Genomic DNA, 23,366 nt, shown 5'->3' with positions numbered 1-23,366 from the left:
CGTTACTTGCGCTTGCTGCCGCCCAGCAGCGAGCCCAACAACCCACGTACCAGCTGCCGCCCCATCTGATTGGCGGCTTGCTGCATGGCCGATTTCAGCGCCTTGCCTGCCGTGGTCCCCAGGAACGCGCCGGCCTTGTCGGTAAAGCTCGGCTCCTCGGCGGCGGGCTTGGCCTCTTCGGTCGGCCCCAGCTCCTTGCGCGCCATCAACACTTCGTAGGCAGACTCACGGTCGATCGGCTTGTCGTAGCGCCCCAGCAGCGGTGAACTGGCGACCAGCGCGGCGCGCTCGGCCTCGCTCAGTGGTCCGATCCGCGATTGCGGCGGCGCAACCAGCACACGTTGGACGACTTCCGGCGTGCCCTTTTCCTGCAAGGTGCCCACCAAGGCCTCACCCGTGCCCAACTCCGTCAACACCGCCAAGGCATCGAATGCCGGGTTTGGCCGGAAACCCTCCGCGACGGCGCGCAGGGATTTCTGCTCTTTGGTGGTGAACGCCCGCAAGCCATGCTGGATGCGCAGGCCGAGCTGGGCCAGCACGCTGTCCGGCAGGTCGCCCGGCGACTGGGTGACAAAATACACGCCAACGCCTTTGGAACGAATCAGTCGCACGACCTGCTCCAGGCGGTCCTGCAAGGCCTTGGGCGTATCGGCGAAGAGTAAATGCGCTTCATCGAAAAACAGCGCCAGCAGCGGTTTGTCCGCATCACCGCGTTCGGGCAGTTGCTCGAACAGTTCCGCCAGCAGCCACAACAGGAACGTCGCGTACACCTTCGGCGCCTCATGCACCAGGCGGCTGGCATCCAGCAGATGAATGCGCCCGCGCCCGTCGCCCGTGGGCTGCAGAATATCTTCAAGCTGCAGCGCCGGTTCGCCGAACAACGCCTCCGCGCCCTGCTGCTCGAGCACCGCCAGGCGCCGCAACAGGGCCTGGCTGGAACCGGTGGTCATCAATGCCGCGTCTTCGCCAAGCAGTTCCGGGTGATAACGCAGGTGGTTGAGCAGTGCCTTGAGGTCCTTGAGGTCCAGCAACAACAAGCCTTCGCGGTCTGCCACTTTAAAGGCCGCGTAAAGCGCCGACTGCTGGCTGTCGGTGAGCTCCAGCAAACTGCCGAGCAGCAACGGGCCCATTTCGCTGATGGTCGTACGCAACGGATGACCGGACTGCCCGTGGATATCCCACAACGTCACCGGATAGGCCTTGGCCGTGTAATGGAGGAACGGCATCCCGGCGATCCGCTCAGCCACCTTACCCTGGGGGTTCGCCGCCGCACCCAGGCCACACAGGTCGCCTTTGATATCCGCGGCAAACACCGCCACGCCCGCGTCACTGAAAGCCTCAGCCAGGCGTTGCAATGTGACGGTCTTGCCCGTGCCGGTAGCGCCGGCGATCAGCCCGTGGCGGTTGGCCAGGCGCATGGCCTGGGCAATCGGCTGGCCAGACAGGTCTGCGCCAATGAGGAGTTGCGAGGAGTCAGGCATTTCGTCACCCATGGTTAATCTTTAGTGTCGCCAGGTCGATACAGGCAAGTGTGAGACCCACAAAGTCCAAAAATAGGTCAGATAGTTCCTACAGGGACCCTTAGCGCTACCGCAAGAAGTATCACACCTTTTTTGACGCTGCCATTTTGCGCCTCCCATAAGGACGCGCTTCGGATATTAAGACCTTAGCGGACCCTACAAGCCATGAATAAAAATCTGCGTTTCAGCCACAAAATCCTGCTTGCAGCCTCCCTTATCGTCATCGCCGCGTTCGCGGTGTTTACCCTCTACAACGACTACCTGCAACGCAACGCCATTCGCGACAATCTCAACAATTACCTGCATGAGATGGGGAATGTCACGGCCAGCAACATCCAGACCTGGCTGAACGGGCGCATCGCCCTGGTGGAAAACGCCGCACAGAACATCGCCACCAACCCTGAACCATCTGTGGTCGCCAGCCTGCTGGAGCAGAAAGCACTGACGAGCGCCTTCATGGCAACCTACGTCGGCGACAGCAAGGGCGCGTTCACCATCCGCCCCGACACCAAGATGCCGGACGGCTTCGATCCGCGCGTGCGCCCTTGGTACAAAGGTGCGCAGAGCAGCAACGGCTCGACCTTGACCGAGCCCTACATCGATGCCGCCACCGGCAAGTTGATCATTTCCGTGGCCACCCCAAGCAACCGGGGCAGCCAGAGCATCGGCGTGGTCGGCGGCGACCTGAGCCTGCAGACCCTGGTGGATAACATTGGCGCTCTGAACTTCGGCGGCACAGGCTATGCGTTCCTGGTGAGTGCCGACGGCAAGGTGCTGGTGCATCCGAACAAAGACCTGGTGATGAAAACCCTGGCCGATGTGTATCCAAAAAACACGCCGAAAATCAGCAGCGATTTCAGCGAAGTCGAGGCCAACGGCAAAGACAACATCGTGACCTTCATCCCGATCAAGGGCCTGCCCTCGGTGAACTGGTACCTGGGTATTTCGGTGGATAAAGACAAATCCTTCGCCATGCTCAGCGAATTCCGCACTTCGGCGGTGATCGCGACGATCATTGCGGTGGTGATCATCATCGCCCTGCTGGGCATGCTGATCCGCGTACTCCTGCAACCGCTGCACGTGATGACCCGCGCCATGCAGGACATTGCCGACGGCGAAGGTGACTTGACCCGCCGCCTGGCGATCCAGAACAACGACGAGTTCGGCACCCTGGGTAACGCGTTCAACCGCTTCGTGGAGCGGATTCACACATCGATCCGCGAAGTGTCCTCGGCCACCGAACAGGTCAATGAAGTGGCATTGCGGGTGGTCAGCGCGTCCAACTCCTCGATGGTCAACTCCGATGAACAGGCCAACCGCACCAACAGTGTGGCCGCCGCCATCAATGAACTCGGGGCCGCCGCCCAGGAAATCGCGCGCAACGCCGCACAGGCCTCCAGCCAGGCCAGCGACGCCAGGCACCTGGCCGAGGACGGCCAACAGGTGGTGGAGCGCAATATCAAGGCGATGACAGAGCTGTCGGCGATGATCAGCGCCTCCAGCGGCAACATCGAAGCGCTCAACAGCAAGACCGTGAATATCGGCCAGATTCTCGAGGTCATCACCAGCATTTCCCAGCAAACCAACCTGCTGGCCCTCAACGCGGCCATCGAAGCCGCCCGCGCAGGCGAGGCTGGCCGTGGTTTTGCGGTGGTGGCCGATGAAGTACGCAACCTGGCGCATCGCACCCAGGAATCGGCACAGCAAGTGCAAAAATGATCGAGGAGCTTCAAGTCGGGGCCCGCGACTCGGTCAGCACCATGAGCCAAAGCCAGCGCCACAGTAATGACAGCGTGGAAATCGCCAACCTGGCCGGTGAGCGCTTGAACAGCGTGACGCAGCGCATCGGCGAGATTGATGGCATGAACCAGTCAGTGGCCACTGCGACCGAGGAACAGACCTCGGTGGTGGAGTCGATCAACATGGACATTACCGAGATCAACACGCTTAACCAGGAGGGTGTGGGAAACCTGCACTCGACCCTGCGCGCCTGTGCCGACCTCGAACAGCAGGCGGCCAGGCTGAAGCAACTGGTTGGCAGCTTCCGGATCTGACAGAAATCCTCCACCTCCTGCAGGAGCGGGCTTTACCGCTCCTGCGTGGTCGTTGTCCGCGACGACACACTCATCCCGATCGAACATCTATCCTTACCTCAGGTCCACGTTAAGGAGAGCAATGGATCGGAGGGATGTTCATCGTGCATATCGCTGACATAACCATGTTCTACGCCCCAGCCAGCGGCGGCGTGCGGACTTATCTGGACGCCAAGCACCGACGCTTGACGCTCAAGCCCGGCATTCGCCACAGCCTGTTGATCCCCGGCGCCCACTTGAGTGAACAGGATGGGGTGTACAAGGTACCGGCCCCCGCCCTGCCCTTCGGCAAAGGCTATCGATTCCCGCTGCGCCTGACGCCATGGCGAAACGTCCTGCACGATTTACAGCCCGATCTGATCGAAGTCGGCGATCCCTATCTCACCGCGTGGGCCGCACTGGACGCTCGGCGCCAGCTGGATGTACCGGTCATCGGCTTTTATCACTCCGATCTGCCGTTGCTGGTCAGCAACCGCATGGGGCCGTGGTTTACCCCGAATGTTGAAGCCTATGTCAGCAAACTCTATGGGAATTTTGACCGGGTACTGGCTCCCAGCCAGGTGATGGCCGACAAACTCACCGGGCTTGGCGTGAAGAACGTCTTCGTACAGCCGTTGGGCGTGGACCTGCAAACCTTCACACCCGAGGTCCGTGATCCCGGCTTGCGCGCCGAACTGGGGATCAGTGAAGACACGCGCCTGCTGATCTTCGCCGGGCGCGGTTCCAAGGAGAAAAACCTGCCGGTGCTGCTCAACTGCATGAAGCGCCTCGGCGATGGCTACCACCTGCTGTTGGTCGGGTCTGGCATGCCCGCGAGCGTGCCGGACAACGTTACGGTGATCGACGGCTTCCGCCCGGCCGCGCATGTCGCGCGCTTGATGGCCAGCGCCGATGCGTTGCTGCATGGCGGCGATCAGGAAACCTTTGGCCTGGTCATTCTCGAAGCGATGGCCTGCGGTATCCCGATAGTCGCCGTGGCCGCCGGGGCCTTCAATGAAATTGTCGACGAGCGCTGTGGCCTGCTGTGCACGCCGAACAATCCCAAGGCGATGGCCGACGCGGTGCGCGAACTGTTCAGCGTCGACAGCCAACGCCTGGGTGCGCAGGCCCGGCGGCATGTGGAACACCATTACGCGTGGGATACGGTAGTCGACAGCCTGCTCGGCCATTACTGTGCGGTACTCGGTACCCCCAAGCCGATGCTCTGCCATGGCTGAGCGTTCGGTCTTGCTGGTATTGCACGATGTGGCGCCGCACAACTGGGTCGACTACCGCCCCTTCGTCGAAGCGGTGGACGCGCTGGGCGCGGTGCCCATCACTTGGCTGGTGGTGCCGGACTTTCATCATCAGGATGCCTTGCCCGCCGAAGGCGAGTTTCGACGACTGCTCGACAGCCGCGTCGCCAGGGGCGATGAACTGGCGCTGCATGGCTACTCTCATAGCGACGACCAACCGTCGCCGCGCACGCCAAAAGACTGGTTCATGCGACGCATCTATACCCACGAAGGTGAGTTTTACCAGCTGTCAGAAGCCCAAGCCCTGGAACGTCTGCATAAAGGTATCGAGGTATTTCGCGAAAACCAATGGCCCCTCCACGGCTTCGTCGGACCGGCCTGGTTGATGAGCCCAGGCACCCGTGAAGCCTTGCGCCAATTACCCCTGAGCTACACCAGTGATCCGCAACACCTGTATCGGCTGCCGGATTTCACCCCGGTGGCGGCTCCCGGCCTGGTGTGGAGTGCGCGCAGCAGCTGGCGCCGGGGCGTGTCCAAAATCCTCAGCGACCGCCGCGAGCAACGCTGGCAAGACGCCCCGGTGATTCGCCTGGGCCTGCATCCGGTGGACATGCGCCACGACTTTTCCCGCCGCTATTGGCTCGAAACGCTGCAACGCCTGCTGGACGCCGGTCGCACGCCTATGACCAAAGTGGCCTGGCTGGCTTCCCAACCATGAGCCGCTTGCTCTGGCTGTTGCTGGCGCTGATCGTCGCGCTGATTATTCCGGCGTGGCTGGGCGGCGGTGACACCCTGGCGCGCCTGGTGCAATTCCCCTGGCAACTGTTACTGGCCATGTTCGCCATGATCGTACTGTGCTGGGTGATCAATAGTGTGCGCCTGCGCCTGCTGCTGGGTGAGCACATCGGCCAACTCAGCCGCATGAAAAGCCTCGGTGTCGTGATGTCGACCGAGTTCGCCATGTGCGCCACCCCCGGTGGCAGTGGCGGCCCACTGACCTTGATGGCGTTGCTCGCGCGCAACGGCATACGACCGGCCCATGGCAGCGCGGTGTTTGCCATGGACCAGTTGAGCGATCTGTTGTTCTTTTTATGCGCACTGACGGGCATTGCGCTGTATGCCCTTTTCCACACCCTGAACCCGCGACTGGGATGGCTGCTGGAGCTCAGCGCTGTATCGATGGTCGGTGGGCTGTTCTGTGGCGTATTGCTGGTGCGCTTTCACCGCCAGGCCATCCGCCTGACGGGCGCGCTCCTCAAGCAACTACGGGTGCACCCAAAGGTCCGTCGACGCTGGGCACGCAGGCTGTTGCGCTTCCTCGCGGCATTCACCGACACGCTGAAATTGCCGTGGGCCACGTTGATAAGCGTATTTTTTCTCACGAGCGCGCATTGGACCCTGCGCTACAGCGTGCTCTATCTGGCGTTACGCGGATTGGGCGGGGATGTGCAATGGGCCTGGAGCTTTCTGATCCAGATGCTTTCACTGACGGCCGGGCAATTCAGCCTGCTGCCTGGCGGGGCGGGAGCTGCGGAATTGACCTCGGCAGCGTTACTGGCGCCCATGGTCGGCAAATCCACCGCAGCGGCGGCAATCCTGATCTGGCGGGCCGTAACGTATTACTTTTATCTGCTGGCCGGCGGGCCGGTGTTTCTACTGATGGTTGGCAAGCCTTTGCTCAAGCGTCTTTTTCAGCGGGCCCAGGCGGCGCGTCCGAGGTCTGCAACTGCTCCCACAACTGGGCGGCCCCAGGAAAGTCAGTACCGTCCTCCGCATCCAGCGCGTCCGGGTCATAGCGACTCAGACAGCCTTCGCCCAAGGTAGCGGGCGCCTTGGAGGTAGCTTTATCGAGTGGATCGCTCATGGTCAAAATCCTCAACGGCAGGCAAAGAAAAAGGGCCTGGGACGATTTAACGCCCAGGCCCTTCATTCTTCAATCACAACGCGTCAATCAGAACACGACGGTCTTATTGCCGTGCACCAGCACGCGGTCTTCCAGGTGGTAGCGCAGCCCTCGGGCCAGCACCATCTTCTCGACATCGCGGCCGAAGCGCACCATGTCTTCAATGCTGTCGCTGTGGCTGACACGCACCACGTCCTGCTCGATGATCGGGCCGGCGTCCAGCTCTTCGGTGACGTAGTGGCAGGTTGCGCCGATCAGCTTGACCCCACGCAGGGAAGCCTGATGGTACGGTTTGGCACCGACGAACGATGGCAGGAAACTGTGGTGAATGTTGATCACCTTGCCAGCGTATTCGCTGCACAGTTCCGGCGGCAGGATTTGCATGTAGCGCGCCAGGACCACGACATCGGCCTCGTGCTGTTTGACCAGGCGAGACACCTCGGCGAACGCCGGCTCCTTGTCCTGCGGGTTGACCGGCACGTGGTAGTACGGGATGCCGTGCCATTCGACCATGCTGCGCAGGTCGTCATGGTTGGAAATAACGCAGGCAATATCACAGTCCAACTCGTCGCTGTGCCAGCGGTGCAGCAAGTCCGCCAGGCAATGGGACTCACGACTGGCCATCAGCACCACGCGTTTTTTCTGCTCGGTGTCGGTGATGCGCCAGGTCATCGAAAACTCTTCGGCGATCGGCGCAAAGGCCTCGCGAAAAGCCTCGAGACCAAACGGCAGCGTGTCGGCACGGATTTCGTGACGCATGAAGAACCAACCGCTGAGATTATCCGAGTGATGGCTCGCCTCGGTAATCCAGCCATTGTGGGAAGCCAGAAAGTTACTGACTTTGGCAACGATGCCGACCCGGTCCGGGCAAGCAATCACCAGCCGAAAAGTGCGCATTAGGGGAAAACTCCAGAACTTCGCAAAGGCCGCCATTCTAGCGATTGCGCAGGAAAACTGCAGTATTCGTTAACGCTTATTCTGATCGCCGGCCTGGCCCTTGCCCCTTAATCGCCTAAGGTTTTACCACCTTAATATGAATCTACTGCGTCACCTTGGGTTCTTCCACGGTTTGTCAGGCGATTACCTTAAGGTCTACGACCTAGTAATTAACTCGATTGCGTAGGTTTGTTAAAAACATTCAACGCAATTCACATAAATGCACGCTTAAATGTTTACTTGGGCAAACCGCCTGACTATTATTAGGTCACTGTCCATGTCAATCAGCGCTCTACATAAGGTAGTCCACATGTCTCTGATCAACGAATACCGTGCCACCGAAGAAGCTATCAAAGAGCTGCAAGCCCGTTTGAAGAACCTGTCCCAAGACGACAAACTGCAAACCGAGCTGGAATTCGAAGGCAAATTGCGCACCCTGATGGGCGAATACTCCAAATCCCTGCGTGACATCATCGCACTGCTGGATCCAGAGTCGAAAGTTAAAGCACCGCGTGGCGCCGTGAAAACTACCGGTACCAAGCGTGCTCGCAAAGTCAAACAATACAAAAACCCGCACAACGGCGAAGTGATTGAAACCAAAGGTGGCAACCACAAAACCCTGAAAGAGTGGAAAGCCAAGTGGGGCGGTGACGTGGTTGAAGGCTGGGCTACCCTGCTGGGCTAAGCTTCGCCAGGCTTGCGCCTGATCCGCGACACATTAAAAACGCCAGCTTGCTGGCGTTTTTTATTGTCTGCAGATTCTCCACGAAACGCACTACACATTTACCCGGGCGGCCAAATCATCGGCATATTGCTGCCACTGCTCCAGCACCTCACACTGAAACGGTGTAGCACTTACAGCCAACTCCTGCCGGGCCTGCTTAAATGCTTCGAGGGTATTCGGAGCCCCGCATTCAGGGTCGGACAAACGCTGCTGACAAAAAAGTTTCCAACGTTGTTGCTCCTCGCTATTCAAGGTCTCGGGGAAGTTACGTGCACGGTAGCGAAATAATAATTCAGGCAAACGCTGATCATCAAAAGGCCACTGCTGGCGTGCTAATTGCGCAGGTTCGGCTGCCCGGACTTGTTCACATAAACGTCGATCACGATCGCCGATAAAACCGTCATAAAGCTGCTGTTCAGGGTCGGCACTCGGGGCAAAATCTTCCTCGGCATAAATGAGCGCCAACTTATCGCGCCAAAGTTCCTGTGCGTCAGTTAGCCGCAGCGCCCGCTCCTGATAAACAGTCATATCCAAGTGCAGGCGTTCTCGATCTTCAGCCCGCAGCACATTCAGGGGGGCGACCACCGGGCAACGATTGATATGCACCAACTTGAGCGGCACCGGCAATTCGCCCTCGGCAAGCTCGTCACGCCGGGTGTAGAGGCGCTGGCGCAAGGTCTTGGCATCAAGGTCCAGCAGCCCTTGGGGGTCGAGCCCGAGGTCGCAGACGATCAACGCATTGCGATTGCGCGGGTGCCAGGCCAGCGGCAGGACAACGCCCAGGTAATGACGCTCGGCGGAAAAGCGCCCGGAGATATGGACCATGGGTTGTAACAGGCGCACCTGGTCCATCACCCGCTGTTTACTGCGCAACTGGAACAGCCATTCGTAGAGCTTCGGCTGTTTTTCGCGCACCAGCCGCGCCAGCGCAATCGTGGCGCGCACGTCGGACAACGCGTCGTGCGCCTGGCCATGATCGATGCCGTTGGCAGCCGTCAGGCGCTCCAACTTGAGCGTGACGCGCCCCTCCTGCTGCGGCCACTCGATACCTTCCGGGCGCAGGGCGTAAGCGGTGCGAACTACGTCGATCAAATCCCAGCGGCTGTTACCGCCCTGCCACTCGCGCGCATAAGGGTCGAAAAAATTGCGATACAGGCTGTAGCGCGTCATTTCATCGTCAAACCGCAAGGTGTTGTAACCGGCGCCGCAGGTCCCTGGGGCGGCCAGTTCGGCGTGTACACGAGTCATGAAGTCAGCCTCGGCCAGGCCTTTTTCCGCCAGAATTGCCGGGGTAATGCCAGTAATCGCGCACGCGGCGGGGTGTGGCAGGATATCGTCGCTGGGGTGGCAATAAAGATTGACCGGCGCGCCGATTTCGTTGAGGTCCAGGTCCGTACGGATACCGGCTACCTGAAGGGGGCGGTCATTGCGCGGGTTGATGCCGGTGGTTTCATAGTCGTACCAGAAAATGGAGGTCACGGGCTATTCCTGTACTGAAGATCGGCAAAGTCTAGGCGCTGAACCGCCTTCGAGGCCAGCACGCATTGAACTGTACAAACATCCAGCAAAACCTTGAGTAGTTGCTTCCATCGTCGACGCTGCTAGCATCCCTGTCTCTGAGCCACTCTGCACTGCCAAGGATCGCGATGCCATCAACCCCACTGGACACCCGCTACCAGATCGAGACCCCGGAGGGCATCGACCTGCCCCTGCGCCCTGCCGGCCTGGTGCCGCGTGCGCTGGCCTTCGCCTTCGACCTGGGCTTGCGAGGGGTGGTCATGGGCGTCCTGCTGGTGCCATTGGCCTTGCTGGGCAACATCGGCATTGGCCTGGGGTCACTGCTGCTGTTCCTGATCAGTTGGTGGTACATGGTGCTCTTCGAAGTGCTCAACCAGGGTTGCTCACCGGGCAAACAGGTGATGGGCCTGCGCGTCGTCCAGGACGACGGCACCCCGATCGGCTGGTCCTCATCATTGATCCGCAACCTGCTGCGGTTTGTCGACATGCTGCCGTTTGGCTATTTTCTCGGCGCAATCAGTTGCCTGCAGCACCCTCACTTCAAGCGCCTCGGCGACCTGGCCGCCGGCACGCTGGTGATCTACCGCGAACAGCCACTTGCCCGCCCCCGGGTGCCTCAAGCGCCGGCATTGCGTTTGCCCTTCGCCCTGGACCTGAGCGAGCAACGGGCCATCCTTGCCTTTGCGGAACGCCAGGGAGAACTCTCCGCCGAGCGCGTTCAGGAATTGGCCGCGATCCTCGCCACGCCTTTGCAGGTATCCCCGGCCCGCGCCGTCGAACAACTCAATGGCGTGGCCCGTGGCCTGTTGGGGCCCGCATGAAGCAGAGCCTGTTCGAAAGCCGTCACCAGCCCCAGTGGCAAGCCTTTGCCGAACAACTGAAACAGTTGGAACAAGGCCAGGCAAAATCCAGTGACGTGGCTGACTTCCCCCATCAATACCGGCGTCTGTGCCAGCACCTGGCATTGGCCCAGGAGCGTGGCTATAGCAGCTATCTGGTGGACCCACTGCAACAACTGGCACTGCGCGGACATCAACAGCTGTACCGGCATCGCAGCCAGTTGGCGGCCAATATCCTGAGCTTCGTACTCGCCGACTTTCCGCGGCTGGTGCGGGAGCAATGGCGTTTCGTACTGGCTGCCAGCCTGCTGTTCTTCGGCAGCCTGACGGGCATTGCCCTGCTGGTCTTGCTGTTTCCCGACCTGATCTACAACATCGTCAGCCCCCAGCAGGTGGCCGAGATGCAAAGCATGTACGACCCCGACGCCAGCCGACTGGGTCGCGCCGCCGAACGTGCGTCCAGTGAAGACTGGATGATGTTCGGCTACTACGTGATGCATAACATCGGCATCGCATTCCAGACGTTCGCGGCCGGCTTGCTGTTCGGCCTGGGCAGCGTGTTCTTTCTGATTTTCAACGGCCTGGTCATCGGCGCAGTCTCCGGGCACCTGACCGAAATCGGCTACGGGCAGACCTTCTGGTCCTTCGTCATCGGTCATGGTGCGTTCGAGCTGACCGCCATCGCCCTAGCCGGCGCTGCCGGGCTGCAACTGGGCTGGGCACTGATCGCCCCCGGGTACCTGACCCGGGGCGAATCCTTGCGGCTCGCCGCCCATAAAAGCGTGCAGATGATGTGCGGGGTCATGGTGTTCCTGCTGATCGCAGCCTTTATCGAGGCCTACTGGTCGTCCACCACCGGGATAGCCCCTTGGGTCAAGTACCTGGTGGGCGCAGCCCTGTGGCTGCTGGTGATCGCTTACCTGAGCCTTGCAGGAAGGAGCCATCATGCGCCTGAGTGATGCCAGCGTGGTGATCCGCCCACGCACCGCCTGGGAAGCCATGGACCTGGGTGCATTGATGGCCCGCGAACATCGCCAGCTGCTGATGAGCAGTTGGGCGCTGATAACCCTGCCAGTGTTCGCCCTGCTCACCGCGTTGCTGTGGAACTACCCGTCTACCGCCATATTCCTGTTCTGGTGGTTCAAGCCCGCATTCGATCGCCTGCCGCTGTATATCCTGTCCAAGGCCCTGTTTGGTGAAACGCCCAGCCTCAAGCAGGCCGTTCGCCAATGGCCGCGGCTGCTCAAGGGCCAACTGCTGGCCAGCCTGACCTGGCGGCGGCTCAGCCTCAGTCGCAGCTTCGTCATGCCGGTCAGTCAACTCGAAGGCCTGGATGGCCAGGCGCGCCAGAAACGCCTGGGTGTACTGCAGCAACGTAACGCCGGTGCCGCACGCTGGCTGACCATCGTCGGGGTGCATCTGGAAATCGGCCTGTGGTTCGGCTGCATGGCGTTGTTCTACCTGTTTATCCCCCAGGACGTCGAAATGCAGTGGGACTGGCAACGCCTGGCACTGGACTCTAGTTCGGAAGGGCTGTGGCTGACACATCTGGGCAATGCCTTCTACGCCTTGATCCTGGTGTTTTGGGAGCCCATCTACGTGGCCTGCGGATTCAGCCTCTACCTCAACCGCCGCACAGTGCTGGAAGCCTGGGACCTGGAGCTGGTGTTCCGCCGTCTTCGCCAGCGCCTGAGCAGTGCGGCCATGCTGCTCGTGCTGGTCGCCGGGCTGATACTGCTGCCTGTCAGCCCGCCCGTCATGGCCGAGACATCCCCTGCGCCAAAACCATTGAGCACCCAAGGCGCGAGTCATTCCATTCAGTCGCTGCTCGACAAGCCGCCGTTCAAAAACCCGGAAACCGTCACCCGCTACCACTTTGGCGAAGACAAACCCGTGGTTAAAAACAAGGCACACGGCGATGGCAAGCTTCCGGGCTGGCTGCAGGCCTTCCTGGATAACCTCAACAGCGACACCTTCAAGCACATCGCCCAAGGCCTGGAAGTGCTTTTATGGGGACTTTTGATCGGTGGACTGGCCCTGCTGGCATGGCGATATCGTGACTGGCTACGCACGTTTGCCAGCCGGCGCGGGCCAGGCAAAACCAACGAGGCCAAGCCCGTACCGACACAGTTGTTCGGCCTGGAACTGGGCGCTGAGACCTTGCCCGAGGATATTGCCAGGACCGCCGAGCAACTGTGGGCGACGCGACCGAGGGACGCTCTGGGCCTTCTGTATCGCGGCCTGCTCAGCCGGTTACTGCATGACTTCAACCTGCCGCTGAAAAGCGCAGACACCGAGGGCCAGGTGCTGGAGCGTGTTCATCAGTTGCAGCAACCGCAGCTACTGGCCTTCAGCGATGAATTGACCCGGCACTGGCAAAACCTCGCCTACGGTCATCTGCTTCCGCCCCCCTCGGCCCAGCAAAAACTCTGCAGTGATTGGCGCACGCTATTCAGTCCGGAGGGCCGCCCATGAACCGGCCCTTAGTGTGGGTGGCGTTACTGCTGGCCTGCCTGCTCGGGGCTGGCGGTTTTTACGCGTGGAGCAAAGCGACGCCCTACGAGGTCGTGGTGGATCGCGGCCCTTCACCCGAGGCCACGGCCAACCCCTATCTGGCAGCCGAACACTTTCTGCGCCAGCAGGGCCTGGCCGTGGAACGTGCCAATAGCCTGGAGCGGCTGGCTACCCTCCCCGCCAAGGGCAACAGCCTGTTGTTACTGGGCGACCGGAGCACGATGTCGCCACGCCAGGTCGAGCAACTGCTGGCGTGGGCGAAGTCCGGCGGTCATCTGTTGCTGGTGGCACAGGCACTCTGGGATGAAGAGGCCGGTAAAAGCGGCGACCTGCTGCTTGATCGCCTGTCCATCCACCAGGCCTTGAGTGACGACCCTGAAGAACCGGCCCCGACCCGCAAAAAGAAAGCGCCGGACCTGACCAAGCTCTACGTCGACAATGAAACCGCCCCGGCCTATTTCAGTTTCGACACCCACTTCAACCTCATCGACCCCAGGCACCTGGCACAATTTTCAGCCAATAGCGCCGGCTCAAGCCACCTGATGCAACTTGACCTCGGGCAAGGCCGCGTCACGGTGATCACCGACAGCGACCTGTGGAAAACTCCAGCAATCGGCAAGCACGACAATGCCTGGCTGCTGTGGTACCTGAATCAGGGCACGGCCGTCACCCTGCTGTTCAACAGCGACTTCGACAACTTGTTCACCCTGCTGATACGGTATTTCCCCCAAGCGTTGGTAGCCCTCATTGCCCTGATCGCACTAGGACTCTGGCACGCCGGCATGCGCCAAGGCCCGATCCAGGCACCCGCTCCCAAGGCGCGCCGACAGTTGCAGGAGCACTTGAAGGCCAGTGCCGATTTCCTGTTGCGCCGCAGCGGCCAGGGCACCCTGTTGCAGGCTTTGCAGCGCGATATCCTGCGCGCCGCCCGGCGCCGCCACCCTGGCTTTGAACACCTCGACAACGCAGAACAGTGGCGGGTGCTTGAGCACCTGACGCGCCAATCCTCTCACGTCATCAGCCAGGCCCTTGGCCCACCTGCGGCGAAACGGCTTTCCAGTGCCGATTTCAGCCGACAGGTGGCGTGCCTGCAAACTCTCAGGAATGCCCTATGAGCGATTTTCCAAGCGCCACTGCCGTGAACCGCGAAGCCTTGCACCGTGCCAGCCAGCTAGCCCAGGCCTTGCGCGTCGAGCTGCGCAAGGCAGTGATTGGCCAGGACCAGGTGATCGATGATGTGCTGACCGCGCTGATTGCCGGCGGCCATGTGTTGCTCGAAGGTGTGCCGGGACTGGGTAAAACCCTGCTGGTACGTGCCCTGGCGCGTTGTTTTGACGGCGAGTTCGCACGCATCCAGTTCACCCCCGACCTGATGCCCAGCGATGTGACCGGGCACGCCGTGTACGACCAGCGCACCGAACAATTCAAGCTGCGCAAGGGACCGGTGTTCACCCACCTGCTGCTCGCCGACGAAATCAACCGCGCCCCGGCCAAGACCCAGGCGGCCCTGCTCGAAGCCATGCAGGAGCGCCAAGTTACCCTCGAAGGCGAAGCGCTGCCCATCAGCCAGCCGTTCATGGTGCTGGCGACCCAGAACCCCATCGAACAGGAAGGCACCTATCCGTTGCCGGAAGCTGAGCTGGACCGTTTCATGCTGAAGGTCCGCATGGATTATCCGGATGCGCAGCAGGAGCTGGACATGGTGCGCGAAGTAACGCGCTCGTCCCGCGCCGACATGCTGGATGTGCAGCCATTGCGCAGGGTCCTGGTGGCCGATGATGTACTGCTGTTACAGCAGATCGCCAGTGAATTGGCCCTGGATGAACAAGTTCTCGACTATGCCGTGCGCCTGGCGCGTGCCACCCGCAGTTGGCCGGGTCTCGCCATCGGTGCCGGCCCTCGGGCTTCGATTGCACTGGTCCGCGGCGCCCGCGCGCGGGCACTGCTGCGCGGTGCGGAGTTCGTCACCCCGGATGACATCAAGGGATGCGCCCTCGCAGTGCTGCGCCATCGGGTGCGTATCGCGCCCGAGTTGGACATTGACGGTCTGGAGGTCGACCAGGTGCTCAAGCAACTGCTGGACCAGATCCCGGCCCCACGCCAATGACCCGCCCATGAAACCGACTCGTCTGTTACTGGCCTGGCTTGGCGTGCTGCTGGGCCTGAATATTCTGCTGGGCACCGCAGTGGCGCTGGCGCTCAAAGTGCCTGACACCCTGCACTCCATTGCATGGGGCTTGCTCCTCGCGTTGTTGCTGCTGGCCGGGCTGGACGCCGTGCGCCAGCATCGACGCCCGTCCCCCCGTGTACAGCGGCAGATGCCCGGCAGCCTGGCGCTGGGCCGCTGGGGCGAGGTCCGCCTGACACTGGAGCATGCTTACCCGCAGCCGTTGACGGTACAGGTGTTCGATCATGCGCCGGACGGATTGATGGTGGAGAACATGCCCCAGTCCATAGCACTGCGGCCGGGTGAACGCAGTGAGCTGGGGTATCGCCTTCGCCCTCTGCGGCGTGGGCACTTCATCTTCAACCGTTGCGAAGTCCACCTGCCGAGCCCCTTCGGGTTATGGTCGACACGGCGTTTTATCGAGGTCCGCGATGTCACCCGCGTCTATCCGGATTTCGCCCGTCTCTACGGCGCACAGTTGCTGGGGGTGGATAACTGGCTGAGCCAACTGGGTGTGCGGCAACGCCAGCGGAGAGGGTTGGGGCTGGAGTTTCATCAACTGCGCGAGTTTCGCGAGGGCGACAGCCTGCGCCAGATCGACTGGAAGGCCACGGCACGACAACGCACGCCCATCGCCCGCGAGTATCAGGATGAGCGCGACCAGCAGATTGTATTCATGCTCGATTGCGGCCGGCGCATGCGCAGCCAGGATGACGAGCTGTCCCACTTTGACCATGCCCTCAACGCCTGCCTGCTGCTCAGCTATGTCGCTTTGCGCCAGGGCGATGCGGTGGGGCTGTGTACCTTCGCCGGCGACCCGCCGCGCTACCTGGCGCCGGTCAAAGGCAGCAGCCAGTTGAATGTGTTGCTCAACACGGTGTACGACCTGGATACCACCCGACGCACGGCCGATTACCAGGCGGCAGCCAGCCAACTGCTGGCCCGGCAAAAACGCCGCGCATTGGTGATTGTGGTTACCAACCTGCGGGATGAGGACGATGAAGCGCTGCTGTCCGCCGTCAAGCGTATCGGCCGCCAGCATCGGGTGCTGGTGGCCAGTTTGCGTGAGGAAGTACTCGATCAACTGCGCCAGTCCCCGGTACAGACCCTGCCGGAAGCGTTGGCCTATAGTGGCACCGTCGATTACCTCAATACCCGCGAAGAACTGCACGAACGCTTGAGTGCCCACGGGCTGTCGGTCATCGATACCTCACCCTCACAGCTGGGAGCGTGTCTGGTGACACGCTACCTGAGCTGGAAAAAAGCCGGGGTGTTCTAGGTCCAGCTGAAAAAGGCGCACGGCCGCGGCGGGGACGATCCCTCAAACCGGACCGACAACGCGCTATAGCTAGGCTGAGGCCTGCAAAGGATCAAAGCTGAAGTAATGCAACAAGACATTGATCAATTGCCGATATTCCTCGGGGGCCTGCTGCACACTGAACCCCGAATCATAATGCTGAGGATTGATATCTTCATGGCTCCACAAGCAGGTCGCCGTGAGATCGATTGCATGGAAGGTATCGTCCGCCCCTGGAATTTTCAGGCGTAGCTCGAAGTCTACGCCCACCATCAGGGGCAACTGACTGATCAACATCAGCCCGTCTTCAGAGACGTTCCCTAAAAAGCCAATGGGTTTGTCGGTAAGACGGTTAAACACTTGCAGGAAGTAAGGCAGATGATGCCGCTCGATCCGTCGGTCGGTAAACATGGTGAGATCGCCATCCAGTGGCCATGATCTGGCCGCGCCAGTGATTCGGAACGAGTAGAAATCGCTCGCTCTCCCTGAAACTCGGTGTGACAACAAACACCTTTTTGGTCACTAAACAACTGTCGAGTCCGGGCCTTGCATTCATTCGAATAGAAACTTGTACAAATGAACATTCGAAGAATAGCCCAAGACTGGCGGCAGGCCAGTCATGACATGATGAATATCATCATAACGACGCAGGACGTGGCTGGGCGGCGCTTGCGCCGGGGTAGTGCCCCAGTTGTTGCAGGGTATCCAGCCTTGCGCGTGCCCGGTACGCATACTCACTGGAAGGGTACTGATTGATGATGAATTGATAGGTCTGCACCGCATCGACGAACAATTTCTGGCGTTCCAGGCATTGCCCGCGCAGCATCGAGACCTCCGGTTGCACATAACGCCGGGTGCGGCTTTCGCGGTCGACCTGGGATAATTCCAGTGTGACGCGCTGGCAATCGCCGACCCCATAGGCGCGGTAGGCGTTGTTCAAATGGTGGTCCATCGACCAACGTGTGCAGCCGACAACACTGACGGCCAGGGCAGCAACGAGCAAAATTCGCATGAGGGTTCTCCTGTCTTGTGCAGTGTATCGACCCCTCGTGGAAAATCTTCAAGGGTCTTCGTCTATTCAACCGCAGCAAAAACAAGCCGATCGTCGATAAGTAGTGCAAACGAACAATGACTACAACGAAAGAGCATAGTAGCCTTCCTCAGCGCTTGAACTCAGGAGTCTGTGCATGTCCGTCCGTCGTACCAAAATCGTCGCCACCCTTGGCCCGGCCAGCAACTCGCCGGAAGTCCTCGAACAGCTGATTCTGGCTGGTTTGGACGTTGCCCGTCTGAACTTCTCCCACGGCACCCCGGACGAGCACAAGGCTCGCGCCAAGCTGGTGCGTGACCTGGCTGCCAAGCACGGCCGCTTCGTGGCACTGCTGGGTGACCTGCAAGGCCCGAAAATCCGCATCGCCAAATTCGCCAACAAGCGTATCGAGCTGAAGATCGGTGACACCTTCACCTTCTCCACCAGCCATCCGCTGACCGAAGGCAACCAGCAAGTCGTGGGTATCGACTACCCGGACCTGGTCAAGGATTGCGGCGTCGGTGACGAACTGCTGCTGGACGACGGCCGCGTGGTCATGCGCGTCGACACTGCCACCGGCACCGAACTGATCTGCACCGTGACCATCGGCGGCCCGCTGTCCGACCACAAAGGCATCAACCGTCGTGGTGGTGGCCTGACGGCGCCGGCACTGACTGAAAAAGACAAGGCTGACATCAAGCTCGCCGCCGAAATGGAAGTGGACTACCTCGCTGTGTCCTTCCCGCGCGACGCCGCCGACATGGAATACGCCCGCAAGCTGCGCGACGAAGCCGGCGGCACCGCCTGGCTGGTAGCGAAGATCGAACGCGCCGAAGCCGTAGCCGATGACGAAACCCTCGACGGCCTGATCAAGGCATCCGACGCCGTGATGGTGGCCCGTGGTGACCTGGGCGTGGAAATCGGCGATGCCGAGCTGATCGGTATCCAGAAGAAGATCATCCTGCACGCACGCCGCCACAACAAGGCAGTGATCGTGGCGACCCAGATGATGGAGTCGATGATCCAGAACCCGATGCCGACCCGTGCCGAAGTGTCCGACGTGGCCAACGCCGTGCTCGACTACACCGACGCCGTGATGCTCTCGGCTGAAAGTGCCGCGGGTCCGTACCCGCTGGAAGCCGTCCAGGCCATGGCACGTATCTGTGTCGGCGCCGAGAAGCACCCGACGAGCAAGACCTCCAGCCACCGCATCGGCAAAGTGTTCGAAAGCTGCGACCAGAGCATCGCCCTGGCGGCCATGTACACCGCCAACCACTTCCCGGGCGTGAAGGCGATCATCGCCTTGACCGAAAGTGGCTACACGCCGTTGATCATGTCGCGCATCCGTTCGTCGGTGCCGATCTACGCGTTCACCCCGCACCGCGAAGCCCAGGCCCGCGCGGCGCTGTTCCGTGGCGTGTACACCATTCCGTTCGACCCGGCCTCGCTGGCACCGAACGAAGTCAGCCAGAAGGCGATCGACGAACTGGTCAAGCGCGGCGTCGTAGAGCAAGGCGACTGGGTCATCCTCACCAAGGGCGACAGCTACCACACCACCGGTGGCACCAATGGCATGAAGATCCTGCACGTGGGCGACCCACAGTACTGAGTGACACGCTGAAAAACAAAAGCCCCGCCATGTGAATGGCGGGGCTTTTTGCATTTCAGGCCAGAGTGACCGGCTGGCTGTCACGACCTCATCGTGGGCAAGTCCAGCTCCCACAGTTGACTGCACTCCGATGTGCAAGCCGGGCTTGCCCGCGATCAGGCCAGACCAATCAACCTACCTTCAGCGCCGAGTGATAAAAGCCGACAACGCCGCAATCGCCTCCGGTGATTTCAGACGCTGCACAAACAACGCCCCCTCCTCCTCGATCACCTGTCGCAACTGCTCACGATCAACACTCTTCATCAATTGCTTGGTCACCTGCACGGCTCCCGGCGCCAGGTTTTCAAAGCGCTCGGCCATTTCTCGAGCCTTGGCCAGCGCCGCTTCGCCACTGCCCAACGCTTCGGTGGCAATCCCCCACGCCGCCGCTTGTTCGCCGCTAAAGCCCTCGCCCAACAGCAACAGTTCAGCGGCTTTCGCGTGCCCCATCAGGCGCGGCAAAATCAGGCTCGAGCCAAATTCCGGGCACAAACCCAGGTTGACGAACGGCATGCGCAACCGCGCGTCCCGGCTGATATACACCAGGTCGCAGTGCAGCAGCAGCGTCGTACCAATGCCCACCGCCGCCCCTGCCACGGCAGCGATTACCGGCTTGCGACAGTTGAGCAGGCTTTTCATGAAGTGAAACGGTGGGCTGTCGAGGTCGCTGGGCGGCTGCTCGAGGAAGTCGGCGATGTCGTTGCCAGCAGTGAAACATTCACTGCTGCCCTGGATGAGCACGGATCGCACATCCGCATCCGCATCTGCCTGCTCCAGCGCCTCGGCCAGCAGCGTGTACATGGCGCGGGTCAGGGCGTTTTTCTTGTCCGGGCGATTGAGCTGCAAGGTCAGCAGCCCACGTTCGCGGTGCTGCAGGATGGCATCGGTCATGGCGAATCTCGCGGCGGTAGAATTCAGCGCTCAACCACGCGGCAGGAACACGTCGGCCAGCAGTTGATTACGCGGCAAGCCAGCCAGGAACAGACGCTTGGAAAACGCCTCGACACTGGCTGAGTGTCCGCAGAGTAAGGCCAGAGTTTGCCGCGAAACAAGCCGCAGTTGCGCCAATGCCTGGGCCGACTCAGCCGCCGTCCACAGCTCGACAGTCAGGTTGGGATGCTGCGCAGCCAGCTCCGCCAGGGGCTCGGCCAGATAATGGCTGCCGGCGTCATGAGCCAGGTGAATCACGCGGATAGCGCCCTGGTGATCCTGGCGCAGCGCCTCGCGCAACACGCCCCACAAAGGTCCCAGGCCGGTGCCGGAGGCCAGCAGCCATAACGGCCGGGCCTGCCAGTCGGGATCATACTGCAGCGCCCCGCCCCGCAATTCGCCCAGTCGCAGACCATCGCCCACCCGCAACTGCCGGGCAAGATCGCTGAACTCACCGGGCTGGCGGCAATCCAGGTGAAACTCCAGGAACGGCTCCTCCTGCGGCAAGCTCGCCAGGGAATACGGGCGTGCGACGTGCCCCGCCCATAGCACCAGGTGCTGCCCGGCCCGGTAACGCAGGCCGCGCTCCGGTTGCAGGCGCAGGCGCAGCACCGTCGGGTTCAGCCAATCGACACCCACCACCTGGGCCGGCAATCCATCCCGCGTCGGATCAAACGCTTCGACGCGCAGATCCCCGCTGACCTGGCACTGGCAAGCCAATCGCCAGCCGTCCTGGCGTTGCGCGAGGCTCAAGGCCTCGGGTTGCTGGTCCTCGACCTCGCCCTGGCAACGCACCAGGCAGGCATGGCAACTGCCGGCGCGGCAACTGTAGGGCACGGCGACACCTGCCTGGTTCAAGGCGTCCAACAGGTTGCTGCCGGCAGATACCGACCAATGGCGTTCGCCGACGTACAGTTCAGGCATATAAGGACTCAATCACAAGGGGCGCGCACAGGGAATCACGCCTGCGACAGTTTGACCATAGTCGGGTGTATCGGCCACCGCGTCGGGTTATACTGCCGCGCCTTTTTAGCGTCGCGCCTGCACCACTTTGGCGTGCCTTGGAAAGGTGAGCTCAGCCGACCGATGCAACACTGAGCCCACCTTTATTGAATGTTCCCTTATAGAGGAGCGCGACTCATGACCGTGATCAAGCAAGACGACCTGATTCAGAGCGTTGCCGACGCCCTGCAATTCATTTCCTACTACCACCCCGTTGACTTCATCCAGGCGATGCACGAGGCCTACCTGCGCGAAGAATCGCCGGCAGCCCGTGACTCCATCGCGCAGATCCTGATCAACTCGCGCATGTGCGCCACCGGCCATCGCCCGATCTGCCAGGACACCGGAATCGTTACCGTGTTCGTGCGCGTGGGCATGGACGTGCGTTGGGATGGCGCCACCATGGGCCTGGACGACATGATCAACGAAGGCGTACGTCGCGCCTACAACCTGCCGGAAAACGTCCTGCGTGCATCGATCCTCGCCGACCCGGCCGGTGCGCGTAAAAACACCAAGGACAACACCCCGGCCGTGATCCACTACTCCATCGTCCCGGGTAACACCGTGGAAGTGGACGTGGCGGCCAAGGGCGGCGGTTCCGAGAACAAGTCGAAAATGGCCATGCTCAACCCGTCCGACTCGATCGTCGACTGGGTGCTCAAGACCGTTCCGACCATGGGCGCCGGCTGGTGCCCACCGGGCATGCTCGGCATCGGCATCGGCGGCACCGCCGAGAAAGCCGCCGTGATGGCCAAGGAAGTGTTGATGGAATCCATCGACATCCACGAGCTGAAAAAGCGCGGCCCGCAGAACCGTATCGAAGAGATGCGCCTGGAGCTGTTCGAGAAGGTCAACCAACTGGGCATCGGCGCCCAGGGCCTGGGTGGCCTGACCACCGTGCTCGACGTGAAGATCATGGACTACCCGACCCACGCCGCCTCGCTGCCGGTGTGCATGATCCCCAACTGCGCCGCCACCCGTCACGCGCACTTCGTGCTCGACGGTTCGGGCCCGGCGTCGCTGGAAGCGCCACCGTTGGACGCCTACCCGGAGATCGTCTGGGAAGCTGGCCCGTCGGCCCGTCGCGTCAACCTCGACACCCTGACCCCGGAAGAAGTGCAGAGCTGGAAGCCGGGCGAAACCGTGTTGCTCAACGGCAAGATGCTCACCGGTCGTGACGCCGCGCACAAGCGCATGGTCGAAATGCTGAACAAGGGTGAAACCCTGCCGGTGGACCTCAAGGGTCGCTTCATCTACTACGTCGGCCCGGTTGATCCGGTGCGCGAAGAAGTGGTTGGCCCGGCCGGTCCGACCACCGCCACGCGGATGGACAAGTTCACCCGTCAGATCCTCGAGCAAACCGGCCTGTTGGGCATGATCGGCAAATCCGAGCGCGGCCCGACCGCAATCGAAGCGATCAAGGACCACAAGGCCGTGTACCTGATGGCTGTGGGCGGCGCTGCTTACCTGGTGGCGCAAGCCATCAAGAAGTCGCGCGTTGTCGCCTTCGCCGAGCTGGGCATGGAAGCGATCTACGAGTTCGACGTGAAAGACATGCCGGTCACCGTTGCGGTGGACAGCAAGGGCGAATCCGTCCATATCACCGGTCCTGCCATCTGGCAGAAAAAGATCAGTGAAAGCCTGGCGGTAGAAGTGCAGTAAGCACCCTCCCGCAAGACTGAGGCGACCGCGGCCCATGGCCCGGTCGCTTTTTTATTGCCTGCTGTTTCACCGGTGGCAAGCGGGTCTATTGTGGTAAGCGCTTCTTGTGGTGAGCGGGCTTGCCCCGCGTTGGGCTGCGAAGCGGCCCCAAAACCCGGCAATGCGGTTTGACCTGAAGGAATGCGCTGATCTTTATGGGGCCGCTTCGCAGCCCAACGCGGGGCAAGCCCGCTCACCACAAGAGGCCGGCTCACCACAAGAAGCCTGCTCACCACAAAAAGCCCGCTCGCCGCACCAGCCCACTCTCCCCATCAGCCACTACAGCCCCTCACGACAAGATCCAAGCCG

At 61.3% G+C, this 23,366-nt stretch carries 19 protein-coding genes and 1 pseudogene; 13 read left to right on the top strand and 7 right to left on the bottom strand.

Annotated features, from left to right (window positions below; all coding sequences use genetic code 11):
- Nucleotides 1-2: 2 nt before the first annotated feature.
- A complete protein-coding gene (locus NTD80_RS26995) occupies nucleotides 3-1,481 on the bottom strand; it encodes a helicase HerA-like domain-containing protein (RefSeq protein WP_065909853.1) in 1,479 nt (492 codons plus the stop codon).
- Nucleotides 1,482-1,685: 204 nt separating this feature from the next.
- Between NTD80_RS26995 and NTD80_RS26990 the strand changes: the two are divergent.
- The 4 genes and pseudogenes from NTD80_RS26990 to NTD80_RS26975 all read left to right on the top strand — a co-directional run bounded on the left by NTD80_RS26990 (nucleotide 1,686) and on the right by NTD80_RS26975 (nucleotide 6,672).
- Nucleotides 1,686-3,574: pseudogene (locus tag NTD80_RS26990) on the top strand (methyl-accepting chemotaxis protein).
- A 134-nt stretch (nucleotides 3,575-3,708) separates the two neighbouring features.
- A complete protein-coding gene (locus NTD80_RS26985; RefSeq protein WP_262135545.1) occupies nucleotides 3,709-4,830 on the top strand; it encodes a glycosyltransferase family 4 protein in 1,122 nt (373 codons plus the stop codon).
- Complete coding sequence (locus tag NTD80_RS26980; RefSeq protein ID WP_262135544.1) at nucleotides 4,823-5,566, top strand: polysaccharide deacetylase family protein; 744 nt, start codon at nucleotides 4,823-4,825, stop codon at nucleotides 5,564-5,566. The genes NTD80_RS26985 and NTD80_RS26980 overlap by 8 nt, the downstream gene beginning before the upstream one ends.
- Nucleotides 5,563-6,672, top strand: coding sequence for a YbhN family protein (locus NTD80_RS26975; RefSeq protein WP_262135543.1), 1,110 nt, complete (start codon nucleotides 5,563-5,565; stop codon nucleotides 6,670-6,672). The genes NTD80_RS26980 and NTD80_RS26975 overlap by 4 nt, the downstream gene beginning before the upstream one ends.
- Nucleotides 6,673-6,799: 127 nt before the next feature.
- Here the strand turns inward: NTD80_RS26975 and purU are convergent, their stop codons facing one another.
- Nucleotides 6,800-7,648 carry a formyltetrahydrofolate deformylase gene (purU, locus tag NTD80_RS26970; protein WP_106802733.1) on the bottom strand — a complete coding sequence of 283 codons (849 nt, stop codon included), beginning with the start codon at nucleotides 7,646-7,648 and terminating at the stop codon, nucleotides 6,800-6,802.
- Nucleotides 7,649-7,997: 349 nt separating this feature from the next.
- On the opposite strand from purU, the gene mvaT reads away from it, so the two are divergent.
- The gene (gene mvaT, locus NTD80_RS26965; protein WP_005790963.1) at nucleotides 7,998-8,372 is read left to right on the top strand and encodes a histone-like nucleoid-structuring protein MvaT; all 375 of its coding nucleotides are present in this window, start codon (nucleotides 7,998-8,000) and stop codon (nucleotides 8,370-8,372) included.
- Between the two features lie 90 nt (nucleotides 8,373-8,462).
- Here mvaT and sbcB read toward each other — a convergent pair whose 3' ends face one another.
- On the bottom strand, nucleotides 8,463-9,890 hold the full coding sequence (sbcB, locus tag NTD80_RS26960; protein WP_262135542.1) for an exodeoxyribonuclease I: 1,428 nt from the start codon (nucleotides 9,888-9,890) through the stop codon (nucleotides 8,463-8,465).
- A gap of 167 nt (nucleotides 9,891-10,057) precedes the next feature.
- On the opposite strand from sbcB, the gene NTD80_RS26955 reads away from it, so the two are divergent.
- The 6 genes from NTD80_RS26955 to NTD80_RS26930 are packed head-to-tail and all read left to right on the top strand — an operon-like array spanning nucleotide 10,058 to nucleotide 16,728.
- On the top strand, nucleotides 10,058-10,750 hold the full coding sequence (locus NTD80_RS26955) for an RDD family protein (RefSeq protein ID WP_262135541.1): 693 nt from the start codon (nucleotides 10,058-10,060) through the stop codon (nucleotides 10,748-10,750).
- Nucleotides 10,747-11,727 carry a stage II sporulation protein M gene (locus NTD80_RS26950; RefSeq protein WP_262135540.1) on the top strand — a complete coding sequence of 327 codons (981 nt, stop codon included), beginning with the start codon at nucleotides 10,747-10,749 and terminating at the stop codon, nucleotides 11,725-11,727. Before NTD80_RS26955 ends, NTD80_RS26950 begins: the two co-directional genes overlap by 4 nt.
- The gene (locus NTD80_RS26945) at nucleotides 11,714-13,243 is read left to right on the top strand and encodes a DUF4129 domain-containing protein (RefSeq protein ID WP_262135539.1); all 1,530 of its coding nucleotides are present in this window, start codon (nucleotides 11,714-11,716) and stop codon (nucleotides 13,241-13,243) included. Before NTD80_RS26950 ends, NTD80_RS26945 begins: the two co-directional genes overlap by 14 nt.
- Nucleotides 13,240-14,397, top strand: coding sequence for a DUF4350 domain-containing protein (locus NTD80_RS26940; RefSeq protein ID WP_262135538.1), 1,158 nt, complete (start codon nucleotides 13,240-13,242; stop codon nucleotides 14,395-14,397). Before NTD80_RS26945 ends, NTD80_RS26940 begins: the two co-directional genes overlap by 4 nt.
- Nucleotides 14,394-15,389 (top strand): AAA family ATPase, encoded by a 996-nt coding sequence (locus NTD80_RS26935; RefSeq protein WP_065908789.1) that lies wholly within the window; start codon nucleotides 14,394-14,396, stop codon nucleotides 15,387-15,389. The genes NTD80_RS26940 and NTD80_RS26935 overlap by 4 nt, the downstream gene beginning before the upstream one ends.
- A gap of 7 nt (nucleotides 15,390-15,396) precedes the next feature.
- Entirely contained in the window at nucleotides 15,397-16,728 is a 1,332-nt protein-coding gene (locus NTD80_RS26930) for a DUF58 domain-containing protein (protein ID WP_262135537.1), read from the top strand.
- Between the two features lie 69 nt (nucleotides 16,729-16,797).
- Here NTD80_RS26930 and NTD80_RS26925 read toward each other — a convergent pair whose 3' ends face one another.
- Complete coding sequence (locus tag NTD80_RS26925) at nucleotides 16,798-17,157, bottom strand: PilZ domain-containing protein (RefSeq protein WP_120449743.1); 360 nt, start codon at nucleotides 17,155-17,157, stop codon at nucleotides 16,798-16,800.
- Nucleotides 17,158-17,383: 226 nt separating this feature from the next.
- Nucleotides 17,384-17,758 (bottom strand): tetratricopeptide repeat protein, encoded by a 375-nt coding sequence (locus NTD80_RS26920; RefSeq protein ID WP_065908783.1) that lies wholly within the window; start codon nucleotides 17,756-17,758, stop codon nucleotides 17,384-17,386.
- Nucleotides 17,759-17,933: 175 nt separating this feature from the next.
- On the opposite strand from NTD80_RS26920, the gene pyk reads away from it, so the two are divergent.
- On the top strand, nucleotides 17,934-19,385 hold the full coding sequence (pyk, locus tag NTD80_RS26915; RefSeq protein ID WP_025854788.1) for a pyruvate kinase: 1,452 nt from the start codon (nucleotides 17,934-17,936) through the stop codon (nucleotides 19,383-19,385).
- Between the two features lie 180 nt (nucleotides 19,386-19,565).
- On the opposite strand, the gene NTD80_RS26910 is transcribed toward pyk, so the two are convergent.
- Together NTD80_RS26910 and NTD80_RS26905 are read right to left on the bottom strand one after the other, a co-directional pair.
- Entirely contained in the window at nucleotides 19,566-20,315 is a 750-nt protein-coding gene (locus NTD80_RS26910) for an enoyl-CoA hydratase-related protein (RefSeq protein ID WP_262135536.1), read from the bottom strand.
- A 30-nt stretch (nucleotides 20,316-20,345) separates the two neighbouring features.
- Entirely contained in the window at nucleotides 20,346-21,278 is a 933-nt protein-coding gene (locus NTD80_RS26905; protein WP_262135535.1) for an iron-sulfur-binding ferredoxin reductase, read from the bottom strand.
- A 216-nt stretch (nucleotides 21,279-21,494) separates the two neighbouring features.
- On the opposite strand from NTD80_RS26905, the gene NTD80_RS26900 reads away from it, so the two are divergent.
- Nucleotides 21,495-23,018, top strand: coding sequence for a fumarate hydratase (locus NTD80_RS26900; RefSeq protein WP_010208051.1), 1,524 nt, complete (start codon nucleotides 21,495-21,497; stop codon nucleotides 23,016-23,018).
- Nucleotides 23,019-23,366 lie beyond the last annotated feature (348 nt).

This window comes from Pseudomonas sp. 13B_2.1_Bac1 (assembly GCF_025466155.1).
Taxonomy (GTDB): Bacteria; Pseudomonadota; Gammaproteobacteria; order Pseudomonadales; family Pseudomonadaceae; genus Aquipseudomonas; species Aquipseudomonas aylmerensis.
Note: the sequence above shows the minus strand (reverse complement) of the source record. Positions and strands in the feature narration are given on the sequence as shown.

Coding starts and splice junctions, on each gene's coding strand:
- NTD80_RS26920 (WP_065908783.1), bottom strand. CDS start 17,758: ATGCGAATTTTGCTCGTTGCTGCCCTGGCCGTCAGTGTTGTCGGCTGC.
- mvaT (WP_005790963.1), top strand. CDS start 7,998: ATGTCTCTGATCAACGAATACCGTGCCACCGAAGAAGCTATCAAAGAG.
- NTD80_RS26905 (WP_262135535.1), bottom strand. CDS start 21,278: ATGCCTGAACTGTACGTCGGCGAACGCCATTGGTCGGTATCTGCCGGC.
- NTD80_RS26900 (WP_010208051.1), top strand. CDS start 21,495: ATGACCGTGATCAAGCAAGACGACCTGATTCAGAGCGTTGCCGACGCC.
- NTD80_RS26980 (WP_262135544.1), top strand. CDS start 4,823: ATGGCTGAGCGTTCGGTCTTGCTGGTATTGCACGATGTGGCGCCGCAC.
- purU (WP_106802733.1), bottom strand. CDS start 7,648: ATGCGCACTTTTCGGCTGGTGATTGCTTGCCCGGACCGGGTCGGCATC.
- NTD80_RS26950 (WP_262135540.1), top strand. CDS start 10,747: ATGAAGCAGAGCCTGTTCGAAAGCCGTCACCAGCCCCAGTGGCAAGCC.
- NTD80_RS26910 (WP_262135536.1), bottom strand. CDS start 20,315: ATGACCGATGCCATCCTGCAGCACCGCGAACGTGGGCTGCTGACCTTG.
- NTD80_RS26925 (WP_120449743.1), bottom strand. CDS start 17,157: ATGTTTACCGACCGACGGATCGAGCGGCATCATCTGCCTTACTTCCTG.
- NTD80_RS26945 (WP_262135539.1), top strand. CDS start 11,714: ATGCGCCTGAGTGATGCCAGCGTGGTGATCCGCCCACGCACCGCCTGG.
- NTD80_RS26985 (WP_262135545.1), top strand. CDS start 3,709: ATGTTCATCGTGCATATCGCTGACATAACCATGTTCTACGCCCCAGCC.
- NTD80_RS26930 (WP_262135537.1), top strand. CDS start 15,397: ATGAAACCGACTCGTCTGTTACTGGCCTGGCTTGGCGTGCTGCTGGGC.
- NTD80_RS26975 (WP_262135543.1), top strand. CDS start 5,563: ATGAGCCGCTTGCTCTGGCTGTTGCTGGCGCTGATCGTCGCGCTGATT.
- NTD80_RS26995 (WP_065909853.1), bottom strand. CDS start 1,481: ATGCCTGACTCCTCGCAACTCCTCATTGGCGCAGACCTGTCTGGCCAG.
- NTD80_RS26955 (WP_262135541.1), top strand. CDS start 10,058: ATGCCATCAACCCCACTGGACACCCGCTACCAGATCGAGACCCCGGAG.
- NTD80_RS26940 (WP_262135538.1), top strand. CDS start 13,240: ATGAACCGGCCCTTAGTGTGGGTGGCGTTACTGCTGGCCTGCCTGCTC.
- pyk (WP_025854788.1), top strand. CDS start 17,934: ATGTCCGTCCGTCGTACCAAAATCGTCGCCACCCTTGGCCCGGCCAGC.
- NTD80_RS26935 (WP_065908789.1), top strand. CDS start 14,394: ATGAGCGATTTTCCAAGCGCCACTGCCGTGAACCGCGAAGCCTTGCAC.